19 protein-coding genes and 1 tRNA gene are annotated in these 21411 nt (G+C 71.7%); 13 read left to right on the top strand and 7 right to left on the bottom strand.

Going from position 1 to position 21411, the window contains the following annotated elements:
* Positions 1 to 49: 49 nt before the first annotated feature.
* The 5 genes from RF645_RS04495 (at position 50) to RF645_RS04475 (ending at position 6158) form a co-directional block, all read left to right on the top strand.
* Positions 50 to 757, top strand: a complete 708-nt coding sequence (locus tag RF645_RS04495; RefSeq protein ID WP_058871444.1) for a LytR C-terminal domain-containing protein — start codon at positions 50 to 52, stop codon at positions 755 to 757.
* Positions 754 to 1425 (top strand): GNAT family N-acetyltransferase, encoded by a 672-nt coding sequence (locus RF645_RS04490; protein WP_058871443.1) that lies wholly within the window; start codon positions 754 to 756, stop codon positions 1423 to 1425. The genes RF645_RS04495 and RF645_RS04490 overlap by 4 nt, the downstream gene beginning before the upstream one ends.
* A 242-nt stretch (positions 1426 to 1667) precedes the next feature.
* The gene (gene groL / locus RF645_RS04485; RefSeq protein ID WP_058871442.1) at positions 1668 to 3299 is read left to right on the top strand and encodes a chaperonin GroEL; all 1632 of its coding nucleotides are present in this window, start codon (positions 1668 to 1670) and stop codon (positions 3297 to 3299) included.
* 251 nt (positions 3300 to 3550) lie between these two features.
* The gene (locus RF645_RS04480; RefSeq protein ID WP_058871510.1) at positions 3551 to 4555 is read left to right on the top strand and encodes a ribonuclease HI; all 1005 of its coding nucleotides are present in this window, start codon (positions 3551 to 3553) and stop codon (positions 4553 to 4555) included.
* 67 nt (positions 4556 to 4622) lie between these two features.
* Positions 4623 to 6158: a SulP family inorganic anion transporter gene (locus RF645_RS04475; RefSeq protein ID WP_058871441.1), complete on the top strand. Its 1536-nt coding sequence runs from the start codon at positions 4623 to 4625 to the stop codon at positions 6156 to 6158.
* A gap of 123 nt (positions 6159 to 6281) precedes the next feature.
* Here RF645_RS04475 and RF645_RS04470 read toward each other — a convergent pair whose 3' ends face one another.
* From RF645_RS04470 to RF645_RS04455, 4 genes are all read right to left on the bottom strand, one after another.
* Positions 6282 to 8393 (bottom strand): ATP-binding protein, encoded by a 2112-nt coding sequence (locus RF645_RS04470; protein ID WP_368818656.1) that lies wholly within the window; start codon positions 8391 to 8393, stop codon positions 6282 to 6284.
* A 103-nt stretch (positions 8394 to 8496) separates the two neighbouring features.
* A complete protein-coding gene (locus RF645_RS04465) occupies positions 8497 to 9210 on the bottom strand; it encodes a response regulator transcription factor (protein WP_006215577.1) in 714 nt (237 codons plus the stop codon).
* A gap of 84 nt (positions 9211 to 9294) precedes the next feature.
* The gene (locus tag RF645_RS04460) at positions 9295 to 9915 is read right to left on the bottom strand and encodes a thymidine kinase (protein WP_058871440.1); all 621 of its coding nucleotides are present in this window, start codon (positions 9913 to 9915) and stop codon (positions 9295 to 9297) included.
* Positions 9916 to 9956: 41 nt separating this feature from the next.
* Positions 9957 to 10160, bottom strand: coding sequence for a hypothetical protein (locus RF645_RS04455; protein ID WP_006215575.1), 204 nt, complete (start codon positions 10158 to 10160; stop codon positions 9957 to 9959).
* Between the two features lie 325 nt (positions 10161 to 10485).
* Here RF645_RS04455 and RF645_RS04450 point away from each other — a divergent pair, with 325 nt between their 5' ends.
* The 3 genes from RF645_RS04450 to RF645_RS04440 all read left to right on the top strand — a co-directional run bounded on the left by RF645_RS04450 (position 10486) and on the right by RF645_RS04440 (position 12783).
* On the top strand, positions 10486 to 10869 hold the full coding sequence (locus tag RF645_RS04450; RefSeq protein WP_053446928.1) for a cold-shock protein: 384 nt from the start codon (positions 10486 to 10488) through the stop codon (positions 10867 to 10869).
* A gap of 82 nt (positions 10870 to 10951) precedes the next feature.
* Positions 10952 to 11557 (top strand): DUF3027 domain-containing protein, encoded by a 606-nt coding sequence (locus RF645_RS04445; RefSeq protein ID WP_058871439.1) that lies wholly within the window; start codon positions 10952 to 10954, stop codon positions 11555 to 11557.
* Positions 11554 to 12783, top strand: a complete 1230-nt coding sequence (locus tag RF645_RS04440; protein ID WP_006215572.1) for an MFS transporter — start codon at positions 11554 to 11556, stop codon at positions 12781 to 12783. The genes RF645_RS04445 and RF645_RS04440 overlap by 4 nt, the downstream gene beginning before the upstream one ends.
* 8 nt (positions 12784 to 12791) lie before the next feature.
* On the opposite strand, the gene serC is transcribed toward RF645_RS04440, so the two are convergent.
* A complete protein-coding gene (gene serC, locus RF645_RS04435) occupies positions 12792 to 13928 on the bottom strand; it encodes a phosphoserine transaminase (RefSeq protein WP_058871438.1) in 1137 nt (378 codons plus the stop codon).
* A 186-nt stretch (positions 13929 to 14114) separates the two neighbouring features.
* Between serC and RF645_RS04430 the strand changes: the two genes are divergently transcribed.
* From RF645_RS04430 to RF645_RS04420, 3 genes are all read left to right on the top strand, one after another.
* Positions 14115 to 14858: a metal-dependent transcriptional regulator gene (locus tag RF645_RS04430; RefSeq protein ID WP_058871437.1), complete on the top strand. Its 744-nt coding sequence runs from the start codon at positions 14115 to 14117 to the stop codon at positions 14856 to 14858.
* Between the two features lie 286 nt (positions 14859 to 15144).
* The gene (locus RF645_RS04425) at positions 15145 to 16221 is read left to right on the top strand and encodes a C40 family peptidase (protein WP_368818655.1); all 1077 of its coding nucleotides are present in this window, start codon (positions 15145 to 15147) and stop codon (positions 16219 to 16221) included.
* A 49-nt stretch (positions 16222 to 16270) separates the two neighbouring features.
* Complete coding sequence (locus RF645_RS04420; RefSeq protein WP_006215568.1) at positions 16271 to 16576, top strand: hypothetical protein; 306 nt, start codon at positions 16271 to 16273, stop codon at positions 16574 to 16576.
* 36 nt (positions 16577 to 16612) lie between these two features.
* Here the strand turns inward: RF645_RS04420 and RF645_RS04415 are convergent, their stop codons facing one another.
* Positions 16613 to 17971, bottom strand: a complete 1359-nt coding sequence (locus tag RF645_RS04415) for a DUF4031 domain-containing protein (protein WP_368818654.1) — start codon at positions 17969 to 17971, stop codon at positions 16613 to 16615.
* Between the two features lie 97 nt (positions 17972 to 18068).
* Here RF645_RS04415 and RF645_RS04410 point away from each other — a divergent pair.
* Positions 18069 to 18141 (top strand) — tRNA-Arg (locus RF645_RS04410).
* 52 nt (positions 18142 to 18193) lie between these two features.
* Here the strand turns inward: RF645_RS04410 and RF645_RS04405 are convergent.
* Complete coding sequence (locus RF645_RS04405; protein WP_058871436.1) at positions 18194 to 18916, bottom strand: hypothetical protein; 723 nt, start codon at positions 18914 to 18916, stop codon at positions 18194 to 18196.
* Between the two features lie 81 nt (positions 18917 to 18997).
* Between RF645_RS04405 and pcrA the strand changes: the two genes are divergently transcribed.
* The gene (gene pcrA, locus RF645_RS04400) at positions 18998 to 21370 is read left to right on the top strand and encodes a DNA helicase PcrA (protein WP_368818677.1); all 2373 of its coding nucleotides are present in this window, start codon (positions 18998 to 19000) and stop codon (positions 21368 to 21370) included.
* The last annotated feature ends 41 nt before the right edge of the window (positions 21371 to 21411 follow it).

Here is a 21411-nt window from a genome sequence, read left to right as displayed (position 1 = left end):
CGGCTCGTCGCGGCGCATGAACGGGCTCCCCGATGGAAGGATGGCGCGCATGAGCGAACAGCCCCCGTGGTCCGATCCCGACCTGCATCCCCGCGACGTCTTCGACGACGTCCCGGAGGACGGCCCTCGGCAGGGCGCGCACCGGCCCCGGGAGGCCGCAGCCCCCAAGACCCCCGGGAGCCTGAAGGCCATGGTCATCGTGGGCTCCCTCGGCCTGCTGCTGGGCGCCGGCGCCTACGTCTTCTCCACCGTGAACCAGGACCGCGGCTCGAGCGCCGTCCAGGGCTCCGACGACCAGGTCGCCGAGGATCCGAGCGGGTCGGCCGGGGCGGAGGACGGGGCGAGCGCCTCTGCCGCTCCCGAGGACGCCGAGCAGGTGGGCATCTTCAACGCCACCGACCTCGACGGCGTGGCCGGCGCTGCCAGCGAGGACCTCACGGCGCTGGACTGGGAGGTCATCGCCACCGGCAACTGGGGCATGCCCGTGGACGAGAGCGTGGTCTACTACGCGAGCGACGGCGTCACCGGGGACACCGAGGAGCAGGCCCGGCTCGTGGCCGATGCCCTGGGGATCGAGCAGGTCCAGGCCGACGACGCCATCGCCTATCCGCTGGTGGCAGTGATCGGAGACGACCTCGGCGAGGAGCTGGTGGGCGCAGGCCAGGAGCAGTCCTCCGCGCAGGGCGCCGCCGAGCTCCCGCAGGAAGGCGCCGGCGCCCAGGCACTGGCGGCCGATCCGACGGAGGCCCTCCGATGAGCGCGGCGGGGAACTCGCGCGCTGTCGAGCCGCTGGCCGTCGAGGGCCGGCGCGTGCGCCTGCGCGACTGGCGCGCCGATGACCTCCCCGTCTACGAGCGGTGGATCATGCCCCCGCCCGGCGGCGGCGAGCACGAGTGGCAGCGCACGGACGGGCCCTTCTACCCCAACTTCACCGCAGAAACGGCCCAGCGCTGGCTCGGGAAGCTGACGGAGCGGGTGCGCCAGGGCGACTGGCCCGCAGTGCGCGACACCGCGGTGATCGCCGAGCAGGGCACCGACCGGTTCCTGGGGCAGGTCTCCTGGTATCACGCGGAGGCCCCCACGGAGGATCCGGGTACGGGCACGCATCTGCTGCCGCTGCACTCGATCGGCGTGGCGATCTACCCGCCGGAGTACTGGTCCGGCGGGTACGGCTCGGAGGCCCTGCGCCTGTGGGTCGACCTGCTGTTCCGGACCAGCGGCGCCGACCGCGTCGACCTGGAGACCTGGAGCGGCAATCGCGGCATGTGCCGGGTGGCCCGGAAGCTCGGTTTCACCGAGGAGGCGCGGATCCGCAGGGCTCGTAAGGTGGCGGGGGAGCACTACGACCGGATGATCTACGGCATTCTGCGCGAGGAGTGGGAGCAGGTGCCGTGGCACGGGGCGTCCGCCCTCGGTGAACCCTGAGCCGAACGCGCTCAGGGGTTTGCACTCGCAGGGGCCGAGTGCCAATAATGGACTTGGCACTCAGTCGAGCAGACTGCCAGCCGGCCCCGCTGCGGTCGGCGCAGCCGCTCGACCACGAAGTGGAAGCCACCGCCTCTCTGAGGGGCAGGCTCGGCGGGCAGATCCCGCAGGAGCCGGCGCCCCGTCCGTCGCGGGCAGCGGGTCGGTGGGAGTCAGACTGAACGTCCAGGAGGGACGAACACATGGCAAAGCTCATCGCATTCGACGAGGAGGCCCGCCGCGGTCTCGAGCGCGGCCTCAACACCCTGGCTGACGCCGTCAAGGTCACGCTCGGCCCGCGCGGCCGCAACGTCGTCCTGGAGAAGTCCTGGGGCGCTCCCACGATCACCAACGACGGCGTGTCCATCGCCAAGGAGATCGAGCTCGAGGACCCCTACGAGAAGATCGGCGCCGAGCTCGTCAAGGAGGTCGCCAAGAAGACCGATGATGTCGCCGGCGACGGCACCACCACCGCCACCGTGCTCGCTCAGGCGCTCGTGCGCGAGGGCCTGCGGAACGTGGCCGCCGGTGCTGACCCGCTCTCGCTCAAGCGCGGCATCGAGAAGGCCGTCGAGGCCGTCACCGCCGAGCTGCTCAGCTCCGCCAAGGAGATCGAGACCGAGGAGCAGATCGCGGCCACCGCGTCCATCTCGGCCGCGGATCCGGAGATCGGCCGCCTCATCGCCCAGGCCATGGAGAAGGTCGGCAAGGAGGGCGTGATCACGGTCGAGGAGTCCAACACCTTCGGGCTGGACCTCGAGCTGACCGAGGGCATGCGCTTCGACAAGGGCTACCTCTCCGGCTACTTCGTCACGGACGCCGACCGCCAGGAGGCCGTCCTCGAGGATCCCTACATCCTCATCGTCAACTCGAAGATCTCGGCCGTGAAGGATCTCGTCCCGGTCCTGGAGAAGGTCATCCAGTCGGGCAAGCCGCTGATGATCATCGCCGAGGACGTCGAGGGCGAGGCGCTGGCCATGCTGGTGCTGAACAAGATGCGCGGCTCCGTGAAGTCCGTGGCCGTCAAGGCTCCCGGCTTCGGCGACCGCCGCAAGGCCCAGCTGGCGGACATCGCCATCCTGACCGGCGGCCAGGTCATCACCGAGGAGGTCGGCCTCTCGCTCGAGACCGCCACCCTGGACCTGCTGGGCACCGCCCGCAAGGTCGTCGTGACCAAGGACGAGACCACCATCGTCGACGGCGCCGGCTCCGCCGAGGAGATCGAGGGCCGCGTGGCCCAGATCCGCGCCGAGATCGAGAACTCGGACTCGGACTACGACCGCGAGAAGCTGCAGGAGCGCCTGGCCAAGCTGGCCGGCGGCGTCGCCGTGCTGAAGGCCGGCGCGGCCACCGAGGTCGAGCTCAAGGAGCGCAAGCACCGCATCGAGGACGCTGTGCGCAACGCCAAGGCTGCTGTGGAGGAGGGCATCGTCGCCGGCGGCGGCGTCGCCATGATCCAGGCCGGCGAGACCGCCTTCGGCCAGCTGCAGCTCAGCGGCGACGAGGCCACCGGCGCGAACATCGTGAAGGTCGCCATCGACGCTCCGCTCAAGCAGATCGCCTTCAACGCCGGGCTCGAGCCGGGCGTCGTGGCGGCCAAGGTGCGCGGCCTCGAGAAGGGCTGGGGCCTCAACGCGGCCACCGGCGAGTACGAGGACCTCATGGCCGCGGGCATCAACGACCCGGTCAAGGTCACCCGCTCCGCCCTGCAGAACGCCGGCTCGATCGCCGGGCTGTTCCTGACCACCGAGGCCGTCGTCGCCGACAAGCCGGAGCCGGCCGCGGCCGCCGGCGGCGGCGAGGACCCGATGGGCGGCATGGGCGGCATGATGTGATGACGCCTCGGCGTCATCGCTGAGCGCAGCCCAGCGAGTCCGACGGGCCCCGTCTCCCACCTCGGGAGGCGGGGCCCGTCGTCATGTCCGGGGGGGGGGGTGGACCCGACGAGTGTCTGCGCTGCCGGCCGGTGCCGCAGGCGTCCCAGGGCCCGGTGCGACCGGCCTGCCGACGGGAGCCTGTCGGGACAGCCCGAGCCGCGGCGCCGGGCTGGGCTGTGCTGTCGGTGGGACGTGCCACAGTGTTCGGCATGACGATCATCGCTGCCGCCGACGGCTCCGCCCTGGGCAATCCCGGCCCGGCCGGCTGGGCCTGGTACATCGACGACTCCAACTGGCGCAGCGGGGGCTGGCCGCATGGCACGAACAACATGGGCGAGCTCCAGGCCGTGCTGGACCTGCTCGAGTCCACGCAGGAGCTCGGCGAGCCCCTGCGGGTGCTGTGCGACAGCCAGTACGTCATCAACTCGATCACCAAGTGGATGAAGGGCTGGAAGAAGAAGGGCTGGAAGAAGAGCGACGGCAAGCCGGTGCTCAACGTCGAGCTCATGAAGGCGCTGGACGCCGCCATGCAGGGCCGGGACGTGACCTTCGAATGGGTCAAGGGCCACGCGGGCCACGAGCTGAACGAGGCCGCCGACACCCGAGCCAACGCCGCCGCCAAGGCCTTTCAGGCCGGCCGCGCGCCGGAGGAGGGGCCGGGGCTGGCGCTGGGCTCGGACGCGGCCGCGCCCTCAGCTGCTGCGGCGCCGGCAGGCCATGCGGCTCCTGCCGAGCCCGCGGCCGCCACAGGCGCCGCAGCGGGGGACCAGGCCGGTCCCGCAGGCAGCGGCGCAGCCGATCCCCGTGCGGAGGCAGAGGAGCAGGTGGGGGACCCGGATCCCGATCTGCTCTCGAGCCTGGAGGATCAGTCGGAGGACCTGGCCGCCGCTCCGAGCCCCGCGCAGGAGGTCTTCGGCCTGGAGCGCGGACGCATCCGCGAGGGCATGTCGGCCGCGACCCTCCACCCGGAGGCGGTGCTCATCGACTCGGACGGGCGCCCCGGCGATCCCGCGAGCCTCTCCCGGGGCGACGACTCCGCCGACCTGCATCTGGTGGACCTGCTGGCCCTGAGCGGGCGCGCTGTGCAGACCACGATCCATGTCCTGGGCTCCACGGGCTCGGCGGTGCACACCGCGCTGTGGACGCGCGAGGACTCCCGCAGCGAACTGGGACAATGGCTGCTGCGCCACCTCCAGGTGACGCTCGAGTCCTGAACAGCCCCGCGGCGCACCTGCCGGCGGCGGGGTCCCTGCCCTTCCCCGTCTCAGGAGCCCCGTCCGCATGAGCTCACCGTCCGCCCAGGCCTCGCCCTCGCCGTTGCAGCGCCAGTCCGTGCTGTGGAGCCTGCGCTCGCCGCGAGCCCTGCGCACCGAGCTGCTGGCGGGACTCGTCGTGGGCCTGGCGCTGATCCCGGAGGCGATCGCCTTCTCCGTGATCGCCGGGGTCGATCCGCGGGTGGGGCTCTTCGCCTCCTTCACCATGGCGGTGACCATCTCGATCGTCGGCGGCCGACCCGCCATGATCTCGGCGGCCACCGGTGCCGTCGCCCTGGTCGTCGCGCCCCTGGTGGCCTCCCACGGGGTCGAGCACCTGATCGCATGCGTGATCCTCGCCGGGATCCTGCAGGTGCTCCTGGCGCTGGTCGGACTGCCCAAGCTCATGCGCTTCGTGCCGCGGCAGGTCATGGTGGGCTTCGTCAACGGGCTGGCGATCATCGTCTTCACGTCCCAGCTCCCCGAGCTGCTCGGCGTGCCGTGGATGGTCTACCCGCTCGTGGCCCTGGGCCTGCTGATCACCTTCGGTCTGCCGCGGCTGAGCCGGGCGGTGCCGTCCCCGCTCGCGGCGGTCGTCGTGGTGACCCTCCTGGCGGTGCTGGCCTCGATCGCCGTGCCGACCGTGGGGGACAAGGGCGAGCTGCCGCGCGAGCTGCCGGTACTGGGACTGCCGGAGGTCCCCTGGACGTTCGAGACGCTGCAGGTGATCTTCCCGTACGCCCTGTCCATGGCGGTCGTGGGGCTGCTCGAGTCGCTGCTGACCGCCAAGCTGGTGGACGACATCACCGACACCCCGTCCTCCAAGACCCGCGAGACCTGGGGGCAGGGCGCTGCGAACATCGTGACGGGGCTCTTCGGCGGGATGGGGGGCTGCGCGGTGATCGGGCAGACCATGATGAACGTCAACGCCTCGGGCGCCCGCACGCGGATCTCCACGGCCTCGGCGGGCATCTTCCTGCTGGCGCTCGTGATCGCACTGGGAGACGTCGTGGCCGTGATCCCCATGGCCGCACTCGCCGCGGTGATGATCTACGTGGCGCTGACCTCGTTCGACTGGCACAGCATCCACCCGCGTACCCTTCGCACGCTGCCGCGCAGCGAGGTCGCGGTCATGGTCATCACGACCGTGGTCATCGTGGTCTCGCACAATCTTGCGATCGGCGTGGGCGCCGGAGTGCTGGCTGCCATGGTCCTGTTCAGCCGCCGCGTGGCCCACACCGTGCGCGTCCACCGCTTCCCGGGCCGGGTGGGCGAGGACCTCGTCACCACGGCCCCCAGCGAGGACATGGTCACCTACGTGGTGGACGGCGAGCTGTTCTTCGCCTCCTCGAACGACCTCTACACGCAGTTCGGCTACGCCCGGGACCCGCAGCACGTGCGCATCGACCTGAGCCGGGCGCACATCTGGGATGCCTCCACGGTCGCCGCGCTGGATTCGATCCGGGAGAAGTACGACCGCCACGGCGTGCAGGTGGAGATCGTGGGCCTGGATCGGCTCAGCTCCGGGCTGCACGACCGGCTGACCCGCCGTCCCCGCGGCTGAGCTGACGCCCCCGCGACCGAGCCGTCGTCTCTCTGCCCGGCCGGCGGCCGCGAGGACCTCTCGGGCCATGCTCGCCCTCGGAAGCGGCCTGCGCCGGTCGCTCTGCGAGCCGTGGGCGGACCCTCAGCTGTGCGAGGAGCCGCCGCTGCGGTCGTCGCGCGGTGCCCCGGGATCTGGGCCGGACAGATCCGGCAGCTCGCTGGTCTCGTCGATGATGCTGGGATCGTCGTCGTCGATCTCGGGGATCGGAGGCAGGCCGTCGTCGCCGAACGGGGCGTCGTCTCGGGTCTCGCGTCCAGCAGCGCCTGCTTCGGCATCTGCGGCGCGGGCGGGCTGAGCCTGCTCGGCCGGCGACGCCCCCGCAGCCGTCGACGCGCGAGCGGAATCTCCCGCCTCGAAGCCGTCGGCATCGGACGCGCCGGCACCGGTGGCCTCGGCTGCCGAACCGGCCTCGACCGGGGAGTCTCCGGCCGAGGGCACTGTCGTCTCGCCGCGGCGGGCGGCACGGCGCATCCGACGACCGCTCGAGGCGGAAGCGGGACCGGATTCCTCGGCGGCTTGGCGCTGCCGTTCGAGCTGCTCCTCGGTGGGTGCGCTGCGCCGCCTGGAGGGGGTCCACGCACCGCGCGAGAACCAGGTCCCCGACTCCCCGCGGGAGGCCCTGGGAGCCTCAGCGCCGCTGAAGCGCAGGGCCTGGTCCGCAGGGTCGTCGGCGTCGGCCGCGCGCTCGATCGCGGCCTCGGCGGACTCTCCGCCGGGCAGGGTGACCACGAATGTCGCGCCGCCGCCGGGGGTCTCCTCGAGGGTGACCACTCCGCCGTGCTGGCCCACCACCGAGGCCACGATCGACAGGCCCAGCCCGGTGCCGCCGGTCTCGCGGGTGCGGGAGGTGTCCGCGCGGTAGAAGCGCTCGAAGATCCGGGTGCGGTCGGGGCCCTTGATGCCGGGACCGTGGTCGCGGATCTTCAGCTGCGCCAGCCAGGTCGGCGCGGACTCGTCATCCGGGACGGCGGGCTGCTGCTCCTGCGGCACGGCGTCGAACGAGGGGTTCTCCACGATGATCTCGAGGTCTGTTCCCTGCGGCGTGTAGCGCACGGCGTTGGTCATCAGGTTGACCACGACCTGGCGCAGACGGGCGTCATCGCCGCGGGTCCACACCGGCGCGGCGGCGCTGTCGTCCGGGCCGAGCACCGTGATGCGGCGATCCGGCCAGGCCGCCGCGAAGTCGGCGGCGGCATCGTGGGCCAGGACCAGCAGGTCGACGTCGGTGATCTCGAGGGCTCGGCCGTTGTCCACCCGGGCCAGCGAGAGGAGGTCCTCGACCAGCTGGGTCATGCGCGTGGCCTCGGATTCGATGCGCCCCATGGCCTGAGAGACCTTCTCGTCATCGTCCAGGGCGCCGTGGCGGTAGAGCTCGGAGTATCCGCGGATCGACACGAGGGGAGTGCGCAGCTCGTGGGAGGCATCGGCTACGAACTGGCGCAGCCGGTTCTCGGAGTGGGTCCGGGCGTCGAAGGCGTCCTCGATCTGCCCGAGCATGCGGTTCAGCGACATCGACAGCTGGCCGACCTCGGTCGCGGAGCTGTAGCCGGAGATGCGCTGGGACAGGTCGCCGGCGGCGATCGCGGCAGCGGTGGCCTCGACCCGCTTCAGCGGTGTGAACGCCCGCGTGATGAGGATCCAGCCGACCGTCAGGGCCACCAGGAGGGTGGCCACCCCGTAGCTCAGGGTCAGCAGCGTCACCGCCGAGATCATGCCGTTGGCCCAGCCCAGCGGCTCGGCCGTCACGACGGTGTAGTCCGAATCGGCCTGGGGGGCTGCCACCACGCGCCAGGAGCCGTCCCCGCCGTCGGCGGAGCGCACCGTCATCCCGGACTGCTCCGTCTGCAGGACGACCTCGCGGGTGAAGCTGGAGAGGTCCGGCTCGCCCGGGTCGACCGGGCCGGGGGCGGTGGAGCCCACCTGGGCGACGATCTCGCCGTCGGAGTCGAGCAGGTAGCCCCGCTTGGACACGTTGACGGTGGGCGATCCGATCATGTCCGACATCAGCGCGGTCGACACGGTGCCCAGCGACTCGCGCAGCTCGTTGTCGATCGAGTTGACGAGCGAGTCGCGCACCACGGAGATCGACACGAAGCTCGTCAGCAGGATCGACGGCATCAGCAGCAGGCCGGTGAGGACCATCAGCTGGGTCCGCAGCGACGACGAGCGCCACCGCGCTGTGAGCTTCTCCACGGTTCAGACCTCCGTCGACGGCACGCGGACGACGGTCATCTTGTCAGGACGACGGGCGGCGCCGCCGGAGGCGGACACCACCCGGTGAGGGTTGCAGATGGGCTCAGCCGTTCTTGTGGGCCGTGCGCAGCAGGTATCCGACGCCGCGCTTGGTGTGGATCAGCGGGGGAAGATCCGGATCGTTGTCGATCTTGCGGCGCAGGTAGGAGATGTAGGACTCGACGATCGAGGCGTCTCCGTTGAAGTCGTACTCCCACACGTGATCCAGGATCTGGGCCTTGGACAGCACGCGGTTGGGATTGAGCATCAGATAGCGCAGCAGCTTGAACTCGGTGGGCGACAGATCGATCTCGCGCTCGCCGCGGAAGACCTCGTGGGCGTCGTCGTCGAGGACCAGGTCGTCCACGCGCAGGCGCGAGTCGTCCTCCTCGGCCGGGGCCGAGCGGCGCAGGACGGCGCGGATGCGGGCCACGACCTCGTCCAGGCTGAACGGCTTGGTGACGTAGTCGTCGCCGCCGACGGTCAGGCCCTGGACCTTGTCCTCGGTGTCGTCCTTGGCGGTCAGGAAGACGATGGGGAAGGTGCGGCCCTCGGCGCGCAGCTTCCGCGTGACGGCGAAGCCGTCCAGATCCGGGAGCATGACGTCCAGGACGGCCAGATCAGGGCTCTCCTCCTGGGCGCGGGTGATGGCATCGCGGCCATTGGCGGCGGTGACGACCTCGAAGCCCGCGAACTTCAACGAGGTGGCGAGGAGTTCGAGGATGTTGGGCTCGTCGTCGACGACCAGGAGCTTTGCTTCAGGGTTGCTGTTGTTCACGCGACCCAGTGTCTCGGAGTCTCCTGGACGTCCTCTGGATGCTTTGAGGACGTTTCATGGAAGTCGTGGGCCGTGGGGCAGGGCTCAGCCCAGCTGCCCGCCGCTGCGCTCGAGGTAGCAGGAGGCGCACAGGGACTCGTAGGCCACCTCACCGTCGATCGCGACCTGCTCTCCGTCCAGCACCATGCCGCCGTCCGAGGTGCGGGCGTTGAACATCGCCTTGCGGCCGCAGCGGCAGATGGTCTTGAGCTCCTCGAGCGTGTGCGCGATCTCCATCAGCCTCCCCGAACCGGGGAAGGAGCGGGTGCGGAAGTCGCCGCGGATCCCGTAGGCCAGCACCGGCACGGAATCGAGCACGGCGATGCGCAGCAGGTCGTCCACCTGCCGCGGACTCAGGAACTGGGCCTCGTCCACGAGCAGGCACGCCACGGGCGGGAGCTCGACGGTTGCCAGCAGGGCCTCCGGGTCGCGGCCCGCGGCGGCCTGGCGGAAGCGGGCGCGGACGTCGTCGTGGGGTCCGAGCAGGAGGTCGACGGAGCGGGCGAGGCCCAGCCTGGAGGTGATGGTGGACTCGCCCTTCGTGTCCACGGAGGGCTTGGCCAGCAGCACGCGCTGGTCGCGCTCCTCGTAGTTGAACGCCGCCTGCAGCAGTGCGGTGGACTTGCCGGAGTTCATGGCCCCGTAGCGGAAGTACAGCTTGGCCATCTCAGCTCCGGTGCAGCAGGGTCAGGCTCGTGCTCACGACGTCAGCTGCGGGCACGGCGGATCGCGTTGCGCACCAGCAGCACGAACAGCAGGACGACCGACAGCGGGAAGGCGACCAGCGCGTAGCGGGTGAACCAGGGCCAGATCTCGCCGCCGCCCACGATCCACTTGGTGATCAGCATGGCGGCCATGGCCGCCCCGGAGCTCACCGCCAGCACGACCGTGGCCCAGGCCAGCGCATCCATGCCTCCGGGCTGCCTGCCGGCGGCGGAGGATGCGGTGCCGGAACGGGCAGGGGGAATCGAAGGGGAGGACTCGGCGGGCATGGACCCAGGGTACAGCCGAGCCCGACAGGGGCGCCGAGGCACCGGCTGGAGTACGATGGGACGTTCTGCCGGTCCCCGAGCAGAGCGCGCCCGCAGGGGCTTGAGCCGACTGCTCGAGCAGCGGGCCGCCGCAGGGACCGCGCAGGCGGCGTGCCCTGTCCGGAAGGGATCTCCGCGGCCGAGCACGCACCCGGAACACCCCGCGAGGCCGCTGCCTCGCCACGAGAAGCAGAGGATGTGCACAGTGCCCACCGGCAAGGTGAAGTGGTTCAACCAGGAGAAGGGCTTCGGATTCCTGGCCGACGACAACGGCGGCGAGGTCTTCCTCCACGTCTCGGCGCTGCCCGAGGGCATGGACACCGTCGCGCCCGGGACCCGCATGGAGTTCGGCGTGGCCGAAGGCCGTCGCGGAGCCCAGGCCCTGCAGGCCACCGTGCTGGGCAGGACCCCGTCCGTGGCCCGGAACAATCGCATGCCGGCCGAGCAGATGGCCGAGATCAGCCAGGACCTGGTGACGCTGCTGGACGGGATCTCGGAGGGGCTGCAGCACGGCCGCTACCCGGATCGCGCCCACGGGCAGAAGATCGCCAAGATCCTGCGCACGGTCGCGGATAATCTGGACGCCTGAGACCTCCTGCGGCGGGCCGCTCGCGCCTGGCGCCTGCCCGCCGCAGGAGGCAGCACACGGAACACGACGACTAGGGGCATCGGTGACCGATCAGTCCACCACCACTCACGACCAGGGCCCCGAGCGCAGCCCGGACGTCCAGCTCGCCGCGCGCCGCGATCTCGCCCTGGCGGCTCTGCGCGCGATCGTGCCGGCCGATGAGATCGGCGAGGGCCACCGTGTGCGCGCCGACGGCGAGCTGCTGGTCACGCACCTCTTCCCGGCCACGGCCCGGGGCAGCCGCGGCTGGGAGTGGTACGTCACGCTGACCCGTGTGCCCGGCTCCGAGGAGGCCACGGTCTGCGAATCCGGCATGCTGCCCGGTGAGGACGCCCTCCTGGCCCCGGCCTGGGTCCCCTGGTCAGAGCGCGTGCTCGACAGCGACCACGACGAGGATCGAGAGGGCGAGCCTGGGGCCGAGGCCGACGGCACCGAGGAGCCCGACGAGGCCGAGGAGTCCGACGGGTCGGAGGAGTCCGACACCGATGACGGCTCCGACCAGGAGGAGCCCGAGGGCTCGGAGTCCGAGGACCAGGAGCGCCCCGACCCGCAGGAGCGGGACCCCGATCGCGACGCGGCCCAGGCCGACTCCCGTGGTCACGGGCAGGACGGCTCGGAGCAGAGCCCGGGGATCGATCCCGCTCCGTGAGCGAGGCACCCGCGACCGGCGCGTTCCGGTCCCTGCGCGTGCCCAACTACCGCCGCTGGTACGCGGGCTCCCTGCTGTCGAACACCGGCACGTGGATGCAGCGCACGGCGCAGTCCTGGCTCGTGTTCGACGAGCTGACCGACCATGACGCGAGAGCCATGGGGCTGGTGCTCGCCCTGCAGTTCCTGCCGCAGCTGCTGATCTCGCCGTGGGCCGGGCTGCACGCCGACCGCGCGGACAGCCGCCGGGTCCTGCTGGTCACGCAGACGCTGATGGGCGTCCTGGCGCTGGGCCTGGGAGCGCTGGTGCTCTCCGGCGCGGTCACGCTGAGCTGGGTGATGGCCTTCGCCCTGGCCCTGGGCGTCACCACGACCTTCAGCGCCCCGGTGCGCCAGACCTTCGTGGCCAGCCTGGTCGGGGACCGCGACCTGTCCAATGCGGTGGCGCTGAACTCGACGGCCTTCAACGCGGCCCGTCTGCTCGGTCCGGCCGCCGCCGGGGTGCTCATCGCGCAGGTGGGCACGGGATGGGTCTTCCTGCTCAACAGCCTGACCTTCGCCGCCATGATCACCGCCATCCTTCGCCTGGATCGGGATCGGCTGCATCCACGGGAGCGCACGCCCAAGGGCCCCGGACAGATCCGGGAGGGCTTCCGCTACGTCCGGCAGCGCCCGGATCTGCTGGCCGTGCTGCTCACCGTCTTCCTGCTGGGCACGCTCGGGCTGAACTACGCGATCTTCCTGGCCGCCATGACCGGCACGGTCTTCGGGCTCGGGTCCCAGGCGTTCGGCCTCCTGAACTCCGTGCTCGCGGTGGGGACCCTGCTGGGGGCTCTGCTGGCGGCGCGCCGTCCCCGCGCCAGGCTGAGGACGCTTTATGCCGGTGCGGCGATATTCGCGCTGAGCTCGCTGCTGGCCGCGCTGGCACCCACGCCGCTGCTGTTCGGCCTGTGCCTGATCCCGCTGGGCATGGCGTCGCTGACCATGACGACGACGGCCAACGCCTATGTCCAGACCATGACGGAGCCGCGCTTCCGCGGGCGGGTCATGAGCCTGTACACGGCGATCCTCATGGGCGGCACCCCGATCGGAGCGCCGCTGATCGGGTGGGTCATCGACACGGCCGGCCCGCGTTGGGGGCTGGGCGCCGCCGTCCTGGCAGGGGCTGCCGGGGCCTGCGTGGGCCTGCTCCACCGGCGGCGCCTGCGCGCCGAGCCGGGCGGCTGATCAGGGACTCAGAGCTGTTCGATCAGCGCGTCCAGGCAGGCCAGCAGCTTCTGGACGTCCGAGGGCTCGACCGCGGTGAAGGTGGCGATCCGCAGCTGGTTGCGGCCCAGCTTCCGGTACGGCTCCACGTCCACGACGCCGTGGGCGCGCAGCGCCGAGCTGAGCACCGAGGCGTCGATGCTGTCGTCGAAATCCACGGTCACGACTACGGGGGAGCGGCCCTCGACGGCTGCGGCGAAGGGCGCGGCATGGGGGTGCGCCTCGGCCCAGTCGTAGATCAGCCCGGAGCTGCGCGCCGTGCGCTCGGCGGCCCAGTCCATGCCGCCCTGGTCGTTGAGCCAGCGCACCTGCTCGTCGAGCATCACGAGCGTGGCAAGGGCCGGGGTGTTGTACGTCTGGTCCTTGCGCGAGTTCTCCAGGGTCGCCCCCAGGGACAGGAAGGCCGGTATCCAGCGCTCGGAGGCGGCCACGGACTCGATCCGCTCGATCGCCGCCGGCGAGAACGCGCCGAACCACAGCCCGCCGTCCGAGGCGAAGTTCTTCTGCGGCGAGAAGTAGTAGACGTCCGTCTCGGAGAGATCCACGGCCATGCCCCCGGCGGCCGAGGTGGCATCGACCACGACCAGCGGATCCGCCGCGCTGCGTGCCGGGGCCAGGCCCTCGGGGCGCACGACGGGGGCGGCCACGCCCGTGGAGGTCTCGTTCTGCGGCCAGGCGTAGACGTCGATCCCGTCCTCGAGCTGCACGGAGGTGCGCGTGCCGGGCTCCGCACGGCGGATCGACGACGGCTGCAGGAACGGGGCGCCGTCGGTGACCTCGGCGAACTTGGCGCCGAACTCCCCGAAGGCCGCGTGCTGTGCGCGCTCGCGCACCAGGCCCAGGGCCGCGGCATCCCAGAAGGCGGAGGCTCCGCCCATGCCCAGCAGGATCTCGTAGCCGTCAGGGACACGGAGGAACTCGCCCAGGCCCTCGCGCAGGCCGCCCACCAGGCCGCGCACCGGGGCCTGCCGGTGGGATGTGCCCATGAGCTGACGATGGGCTCGGGCGACCGCTCCCATCTGCTCCTCGCGGACCTTGGAGGGTCCGGCGCCGAAGCGCCCGTCGACGGGCAGCAGGCTGTCGGGGATCGTGAGGCGGTCGGTCACGGGCGGTGCTCCTGGGACGAGGGATCGGGCGGAGGACCGGCAGGACCCTCCGTCCGGCCATTGTGCCGCACGGAGCCGATGCGCTGTCGGGGGATCTGCGTAGACTCCTGCGATGAACCGGCATGCGCCGCCCAGCCGCGGCCACGTCCCCAGATGTCTGCTCGCCCCCTGCTCAGGAGCTGTCACATGACCGAACTGATCGACACCACGGAGATGTACCTGCGCACGGTCCTCGAGCTCGAGGAGGAGGGGATCCCTCCCATGCGCGCCCGTATCGTGGAGCGCCTCGATCACTCCGGGCCCACCGTCTCCCAGACCGTCTCCCGCATGGAGCGCGACGGCCTGCTGACCGTGCAGCCGGATCGCCGGCTGGCCCTCACGGAGGCGGGGCGGGAGACCGCGGTCAAGGTCATGCGCAAGCACCGCCTGGCCGAGCGCCTGCTCGCCGACGTCATCGGCCTGGACCTCTCGGTCGTCCATGACGAGGCCTGCCGCTGGGAGCACGTCATGAGCGAGGCTGTGGAGGAGCGACTCGTGGATCTGCTGCACAACCCGCAGATCTCGCCCTACGGCATGCCGATCCCGGGCCTGGCGGGTCTGGGCGCGGCCTCGGAGGAGGCCGCTCACCAGGCTCTGCTTCAGCCGCTGCAGTCCCTTCCCGGCACCGACCAGATCCTCTCGGAGGCCGCCCCGAGCGAGCTCGGCGGGCGCTTCGTGCTCAGGGGCATCCCGGAGGTCGTGCAGACGCATCCGGAGGTGCTGAGCCTCCTGGGTCGCTGCGGGCTGCTGGCCGGTGGACCGTTCGCGGCGCGCAAGGAGGACAGCGGTGAGGTCGTCGTGCGGGCTCTGGAGCCTGCCGAGGGCGTGGAGGCGGAGGACATCCGCATCCCGGAGGCCTCCGCCCACTCCATCGTGGTGGGGCAGGGCTGAGCCGCCCGCTGCTGAAGCGCTTCTGACGGCACCGCCGGCGACACGATCGCCGGCGGTGCCGTCGTCTGCGCGGGTCGATTGCGCACCCGCGGCTCCACAGGCGCAGCCCCCAGCGGATCATGTCGCGGCAGAGGAGCGGTCCCCGCTGCTCAGGGCTCTCGGGGGTCTCAATGCGGCGAAGGGCAGCAGGCGCGCGGCGGCACGGGGCATAGCGTGCGCGGGCATCGCCGTCGTCGATGCCTGCCGCCGCGGCGGCCGCCGCACGCTTCCCGTGAGAGGTTCCGCCATGAACGCCATCCCCCTCCGATCCGCCGATCCCGTCCGGGAGACATGGGCCTTCGACGCCCGTGACCTCGCAGGCCTGCGATCCGCTCCCGCTCTGCGACCCCTGGCAGGTCAGATCGAGCCCATGCTCTCGGCCCGGGCCATGCGCCCTTCAGGCGGAGCCGCGAGCCGGGGCCTCAGCGGTGGCCGCCGCACGGTTCGGGCTCCCGCGCCGCTGGCGGGTGCTGCGGGGCTCGGGCTCGTGGGGGCGGCGCTTCTGGGAGCAGCCCCGGCGCAGGCCGCTGCGATCGAGTTCCCCGCCTGGGTCACGGTCACCGGGACCGTCCCCGACGACGCCGGGCTGGATCGCGCGGCCGCCGAGGCCAATGACTGGACCTTCTCCTGGTCCACGGACGCCGACGGCGTGGTGAGCTTCGCCTACGCCGACGGCAGCCGCTCCACCTCGCTGGACCCCACGGCCCGCCATGCGGCCCAGCCCGCGGCAGCAGACACCGCCGTCGGTGATCAGCTGGGCGTCCAGAGCCTCCAGGACACTCTGTGGGAGTCGGACCCCGCCCAGCCGGCGGCGGATCCCGGGCTCGACGACCTGGCCTCAGCGGCCACGGCCCCGTTCGAGCGCAGTCCGGGCGCCGAGACGCTCTCGGCAGGACCTCAGGCAGCCCTTGCGGCCCCTGCCGCTCCTGCTCATGCGCCGACGACCGAGCAGGCCACGACCAGCGCCGCGGACACAGGCGGCGGGGTCTCGGACGAGGAGATCCTGGCCACCGCTCGGCTCGGGCTCGGCGGGCAGTACGTCTGGGGCGGCACCGATTTCAAGGCCTGGGACTGCTCCGCGTTCGTGCAGTGGGTCTACGCGCAGCACGGCCTCGAGCTGCCGCGGGTCACGTGGGAGCAGTTCGCCGCCGCCGAGCCCACGGCGGACCCCCACCCGGGCGACCTCGTCTCGCAGAACGGAGGATCGCACGTGGGGATCTACCTGGGCGGTGATCGGATGATCTCCGCGCTGAACCCCCAGCAGGGCACGATCGAGCACTCGGTGCACGACATGGCCCTGGACGGCTTCTACACCGTGCGCTGAGGCCACCGGCCGCGACGGCCCACCGCCTCGGCGCGGATAGGCTGGAGCCATGGCACAGGACCCTCGAGGACAGCAGCGACCCCCGGCGGACTACAGCGCGGCCGCGCGCACCGGCAGCGACCAGGAGTACACCTACCTGGCCGTGGGCATGGTGGCCGGAGCGGTCCCCGGAGTCATCGCGGGGCTGCTGGTGTCGCTGGCGATCGGGCACGCGGCCATGTGGGTCTCGGTCATCGGCGGCGTGGGCATCATCATCGGGCTCGTGACGGCCAGCATCCTGTGGCGCCGGCGCCGGACCCGTCTGCAGGCCGAGCAGGCAGGGCAGGCCCAGGGGCAGCAGCCTCCCAGGAGCTGAGCGCCGTCGCGCCGCGCAGTGTCGCCGAGCGGTTGTTCACCGCGGACCGGCGCTGAAGAACCGCGGATCCCGGCGGCGCAGCAGCGGGATGACCTGGCGGCGCACCAGCGGGGCCAGGGACGGCTCGGCCTCGGCGACCGCCTCCGGTCGCAGGTCCAGCGGACGCAGCTCCTCGATCTCCGCCTGCGGACGGGGCTGCTGCGCCTGCTCGTCCAGATCGACCGTGAAGACGGTCGAGGAGACCCAGGTGTCCGCCTCGTTGGCCGCCGGCGAGTGGAAGCGGCCCAGCAGCTGCAGGTCCTCCGCGCTGATCACGGCCCCGACCTCCTCGGAGACCTCGCGCTCAGCGGCCTGCTCGGCCGTCTCACCGGGCTCGAGCTTGCCGCCGACCAGCATGAACTTCTGCGTGCCGCGCTTGCGGACGGTCAGCAGACGACCCTCGCGCAGGAAGCACACGCCCACGATCGTGAGCACGTCCAGGCCCTCCGGCACCTGGATCTCCCGCAGGGACTCCAGGCGCAGGTCGTCGATCTCGACGGCGAGGTTCTCCGCCGCCTGCTTGGCCCACAGCTGCTGCCCCTTGGGCGTGCGGTAGAGCTCGGCCGCGGAGAGCTGCTCCAGGATCTGCAGCCGCCCCCGCACGAAGTCCGGCCGCGGCACCGAGGCGTACTCCTCGGACACCCTGCGGACGTAGTCGGCGTACACGGCCGGGGCGCCGCCCAGCACCGCCAGATCGGCATCGCACAGCAGCTGCCCCGCGTCGTCGTCGGGCCGGGGACGGTGGGAGGCGGTGAGGCGGACCAGGCGGGCGACTTCGGCGACCTCCGAGGCCTGGAAGCCGGCCTCCGGCAGCAGACGCTCGGCCAGCTCGGCGGAGGCCTCCTCATCGGCGCCGGGGCGGCCGTCGTAGACGGCGTCGTGGAACCAGGCGGCCAGCACGACGGACCGCGGCGGGGCATCGTCGGTGAGCAGATCCAGCGCCCTCAGCATGTCCAGCAGGTGGGTGCGGTCGTGGTAGCGGCGGTGGGGCTCGCCCCAGCGCTCGAGCAGCTCGGCGCGCAGGCCGCGCAGCTCGGGGCCGATCCCGATGCCGCTGTCCCAGCGCGAGCGCAGCGCGTACTCGGCACGCTCGCTGCGACGCGCAGCCGGGATCCTCAGCCCGGACTGCACCAGGCGCCGGGCCAGCTCCTTGCCGTCGACCTCGATCGCGCCTTCGGCCACGGCCTTGTCGTAGTGGGCCACTGCGACGTCGTAGTGATCGCCGTCGAAGGCCCGGGGGCTCACGCCGATCCGCCGAGCCATCTCGTGCAGCTCGTCCAGGGAGCTGTCGGAGACCAGGTGCGAGAAGACGGTGCCATGGGCAGGCCAGCGCGCGGGATCGATGTAGACAGCCATGCGCGTCAATCTATCGCCCGCACCGACCCCGCCCGGCACTCGCGCTGCCGCCCGCTGTTCGGAGCGGCAGGCTGCGGGCCCTATGATGGTCGCCGTCGCCCCCGTAGCTCAGGGGATAGAGCACGGCTCTCCTAAAGCCGGTGTCGCGCGTTCGAATCGCGCCGGGGGCACCCCTTCTTCCTTCTTCCGCGCTCGCACGCGGTCCTGCACCGGGCAGCCGGCTCAGGCCTGCTGGTCCTGGCGCCCGCGCTGCGCCATCTCGCCGGCGATCCGACGCACCGAGCGCAGCATGGCCCACACCAGCAGTGCGACCATGCCCAGCAGCAGCGCCCCGCGCAGGTTCATCAGCAGCGAGGCCATGCCCACCAGGGTCTCGTCCTGCGGATCGGCCACGGCGCGGTCCAGGACCGAGCTGCCGAGCAGGTAGACGATCGCGAACAGCGCCACCACGCCCAGGCCGGCCCAGCGGAACAGCGCCGCGCCCCTGGACTGCAGGAGCACGAAGGCCGCCCAGCCCACGGTCATGCCCAGCGGGGCGATCAGCGCCGTGGAGCGGTGGATGGAGCGGTAGGCCTCGGCGGCGCCGTCGTCCATGGCGTCCGTGAAGCTCCGGAACCACTCGGCGTCGAATCCCAGCAGGCGCAGCTCGGGGACGCCGTGGCCGCCGGCCATGGCCGAGGCGAAGCCCGGCAGGATCACCAGGTTCACGTAGAGCAGGAACAGCGCTGCGACCGCCATGAGCACGCCCACCAGCATCATGGGGCTCGACGGCGAGCTCTCCGGCTCCGGGCGCAGCTGCTCGCGACGCTGAGCCGCGGCTGTGATCGTCGAGGCCCCGGTGCTCCGGGCCGCCGGGCGCGATCGGGCGGCAGTGGTGCGGCCGGTCGGTGCCTGCGCAGCGCTGTCGCCGTGCTTCTTGATCTTCTGCGCCCGCGAGAGTCCCATGCCTGCAGGCTATCGGCCATGCGGCACCGGAACACGACGCCCGCTGTGCTGTCCGGCGGCTCTTCTAGACTCGAGCCCATCATGGACTTCCTCTCGGACAACCCCCTGCTCTCCTCCCCGCCGGCCTCGGGCGCAGCCAGCGCCATGGAGTCGGCTCCGGGGCGGCGCAGCCCGGAATCCCTCCTGGAGGGGCTCAACGGGCCGCAGCGCCAGGCTGTCGAGCACGCCGGCTCGCCGCTGCTGATCGTGGCCGGGGCGGGCTCGGGCAAGACCCGCGTGCTGACCCACCGCATCGCCTATCTGCTGGGCACGGGGCGGGCGCATCCGGGGGAGATCCTGGCGATCACCTTCACCAACAAGGCCGCCACGGAGATGCGCGAGCGCGTGGTCGAGCTCGTGGGGCCGTCTGCGCGGACCATGTCCCTGTCGACGTTCCACTCCTTCTGCGTGCGCGTGCTGCGGCGGGAGGCCACCGCGATCGGGCTGAAGTCCACGTTCTCGATCTACGACTCCGCCGATTCGCTGCGAGTGATCACCGCAGTGGCCAAGCAGCACGAGCTGGACCCCAAGCGCTTCGCCCCCAAGGCGCTGCAGCACGCGATCTCCTCGCTGAAGAACGAGCTGATCGACGATGAGACCTATCTCTCCCGGGCCACCGGGTCGGATCCGTGGGAGCAGGCGGTCGCGCAGACCTACCGCGGCTACACGCAGCGGCTGCGTGCGGCCAACGCCCTGGACTTCGACGACCTCATCTCGCAGACGGTGCACATGCTGCGGGCCTTCCCCCAGATCGCGGAGTACTACCGCCGCCGCTACCGGCACGTCCTGGTCGACGAGTACCAGGACACCAACCACGCCCAGTACTCCCTGATCCGGGAGATCGTGGGGCATCAGGGTGATCCCACGGGCCTGCCGCCTGCGGAGCTGACGGTCGTGGGCGACTCCGACCAGTCCATCTACGCCTTCCGCGGGGCGGACATCCGCAACATCACCGAGTTCGAGAAGGACTATCCCTCCGCCCGGACCGTGCTGCTGGAGCAGAACTACCGCTCGACCCAGACCATCCTCTCCGCGGCCAACGCCGTGATCTCCCGCAATGCCGGGCGCCAGGACAAGAGGCTGTGGACCGCCGAGGGCGATGGCACCGAGATCGTGGGCTATACGGCCGAGTCCGCCCACGAGGAGGCGCGCTGGATCGCTGAGGAGATCGACCGCCTCCAGGATGCCGAGGGCATCCGTCCGGCGGACGTGGCGATCTTCTACCGCACCAACGCGCAGTCCCGCTCGCTCGAGGAGATCCTCATGCGCGTGGGCCTGCCCTACAAGGTCGTGGGCGGCACCCGGTTCTACGAGCGCAAGGAGATCAAGGACGCCCTGGCCTACATGCGCGCGCTGCTGAACCCGGATGACGAGGTCACGGTCCGGCGCATCATCAACGAGCCCAAGCGCGGGATCGGCGACCGAGCCCAGGGCGCTCTGGCCGCCCTGGCCGAGCGCGACGGACTGTCCTTCATGGACGCCGCCCGCCGGGCCGAGGAGGCCCCGGGCATGGCCTCGCGCTCCCTCAACGCGGTGAAGGCCTTCGTGCAGCTCATGGACGACCTCTCGACCGTCGCGGAGGGCAACAGCCCGGCCTCGGTGGTGGAGGCCGTGCTGGAGCAGACCGGCTACCTGGAGGCCCTGCGCACCTCGGAGGACCCCCAGGACGAGACCCGCGTGGAGAACCTGGCCGAGCTCGTGGCGGTGGTCCGCGAGCACGAGCGCGAGCATCCGGAGCACGGGCTGGCGGAGTTCCTGGAGCACGTGGCCCTGGTCGCCGACGCCGATCAGATCCCCGATCCCGACGAGCAGTCGCAGGGCGTGGTGACCCTGATGACCCTGCACACGGCCAAGGGCCTCGAGTTCCCGGTGGTGTTCCTCACCGGCATGGAGCACGGGATCTTCCCGCATCAGCGCTCCATGACTGACGAGAAGGAGATGCAGGAGGAGCGGCGCCTGGCCTACGTGGGGATCACCCGCGCCCGCCGCCGCCTCTACCTGACGCGCGCGGAGAACCGTTCGCAGTGGGGGCAGACCCAGTACAACCCGCCGAGCCCCTTCCTGGAGGAGATCCCGTCCGAGCTGATCAGCTGGGAGCGCGAGGGCTCCGGCGCGCGGCCGGGCTGGGGCGGGGCCGCCTACGGCTCCGGGCTCATGGGCTCCGGCGGCTCGCAGGGCGGGGCGGCGGCCACGTTCCGGCGCGGTGCCCGCACACCGGCAGCGGGGCGCGTGGATCCGCAGCGGGAGGTCCTGGCGCTGAGCATCGGCGAGCAGGTCGACCACAAGAGCTTCGGGCGCGGCACCGTGGTGCAGCTGGAGGGCCGCGGGGACCGGGTGATCGCCAAGGTCAGGTTCGGCTCGGAAGAGAAGCGGCTGCTCGTGCGCTCGGCCCCGCTGAGCAGGGTCTCCGAGTGAGCATGACCTTCGAGTGAGCCGCTGAGCGGCTGGCGGTCGTC

The organism is Kocuria sp. CPCC 205260, assembly GCF_040981045.1.
Lineage (GTDB): Bacteria > Actinomycetota > Actinomycetes > Actinomycetales > Micrococcaceae > Kocuria > Kocuria palustris.
The sequence above is the reverse complement of the archived record's forward strand: the minus strand, read 5'-3'. Positions and strand labels throughout refer to the sequence as shown.

Excerpts from the sequence above, each read along its gene's own strand:
- RF645_RS04495 (WP_058871444.1), top strand. The coding sequence starts at position 50 with ATGAGCGAACAGCCCCCGTGGTCCGATCCCGACCTGCATCCCCGCGAC.
- RF645_RS04490 (WP_058871443.1), top strand. The coding sequence starts at position 754 with ATGAGCGCGGCGGGGAACTCGCGCGCTGTCGAGCCGCTGGCCGTCGAG.
- groL (WP_058871442.1), top strand. The coding sequence starts at position 1,668 with ATGGCAAAGCTCATCGCATTCGACGAGGAGGCCCGCCGCGGTCTCGAG.
- RF645_RS04480 (WP_058871510.1), top strand. The coding sequence starts at position 3,551 with ATGACGATCATCGCTGCCGCCGACGGCTCCGCCCTGGGCAATCCCGGC.
- RF645_RS04475 (WP_058871441.1), top strand. The coding sequence starts at position 4,623 with ATGAGCTCACCGTCCGCCCAGGCCTCGCCCTCGCCGTTGCAGCGCCAG.
- RF645_RS04460 (WP_058871440.1), bottom strand. The coding sequence starts at position 9,915 with ATGGCCAAGCTGTACTTCCGCTACGGGGCCATGAACTCCGGCAAGTCC.
- RF645_RS04455 (WP_006215575.1), bottom strand. The coding sequence starts at position 10,160 with ATGGATGCGCTGGCCTGGGCCACGGTCGTGCTGGCGGTGAGCTCCGGG.
- RF645_RS04430 (WP_058871437.1), top strand. The coding sequence starts at position 14,115 with ATGACCGAACTGATCGACACCACGGAGATGTACCTGCGCACGGTCCTC.
- RF645_RS04425 (WP_368818655.1), top strand. The coding sequence starts at position 15,145 with ATGAACGCCATCCCCCTCCGATCCGCCGATCCCGTCCGGGAGACATGG.
- RF645_RS04420 (WP_006215568.1), top strand. The coding sequence starts at position 16,271 with ATGGCACAGGACCCTCGAGGACAGCAGCGACCCCCGGCGGACTACAGC.
- RF645_RS04415 (WP_368818654.1), bottom strand. The coding sequence starts at position 17,971 with ATGGCTGTCTACATCGATCCCGCGCGCTGGCCTGCCCATGGCACCGTC.
- RF645_RS04405 (WP_058871436.1), bottom strand. The coding sequence starts at position 18,916 with ATGGGACTCTCGCGGGCGCAGAAGATCAAGAAGCACGGCGACAGCGCT.
- pcrA (WP_368818677.1), top strand. The coding sequence starts at position 18,998 with ATGGACTTCCTCTCGGACAACCCCCTGCTCTCCTCCCCGCCGGCCTCG.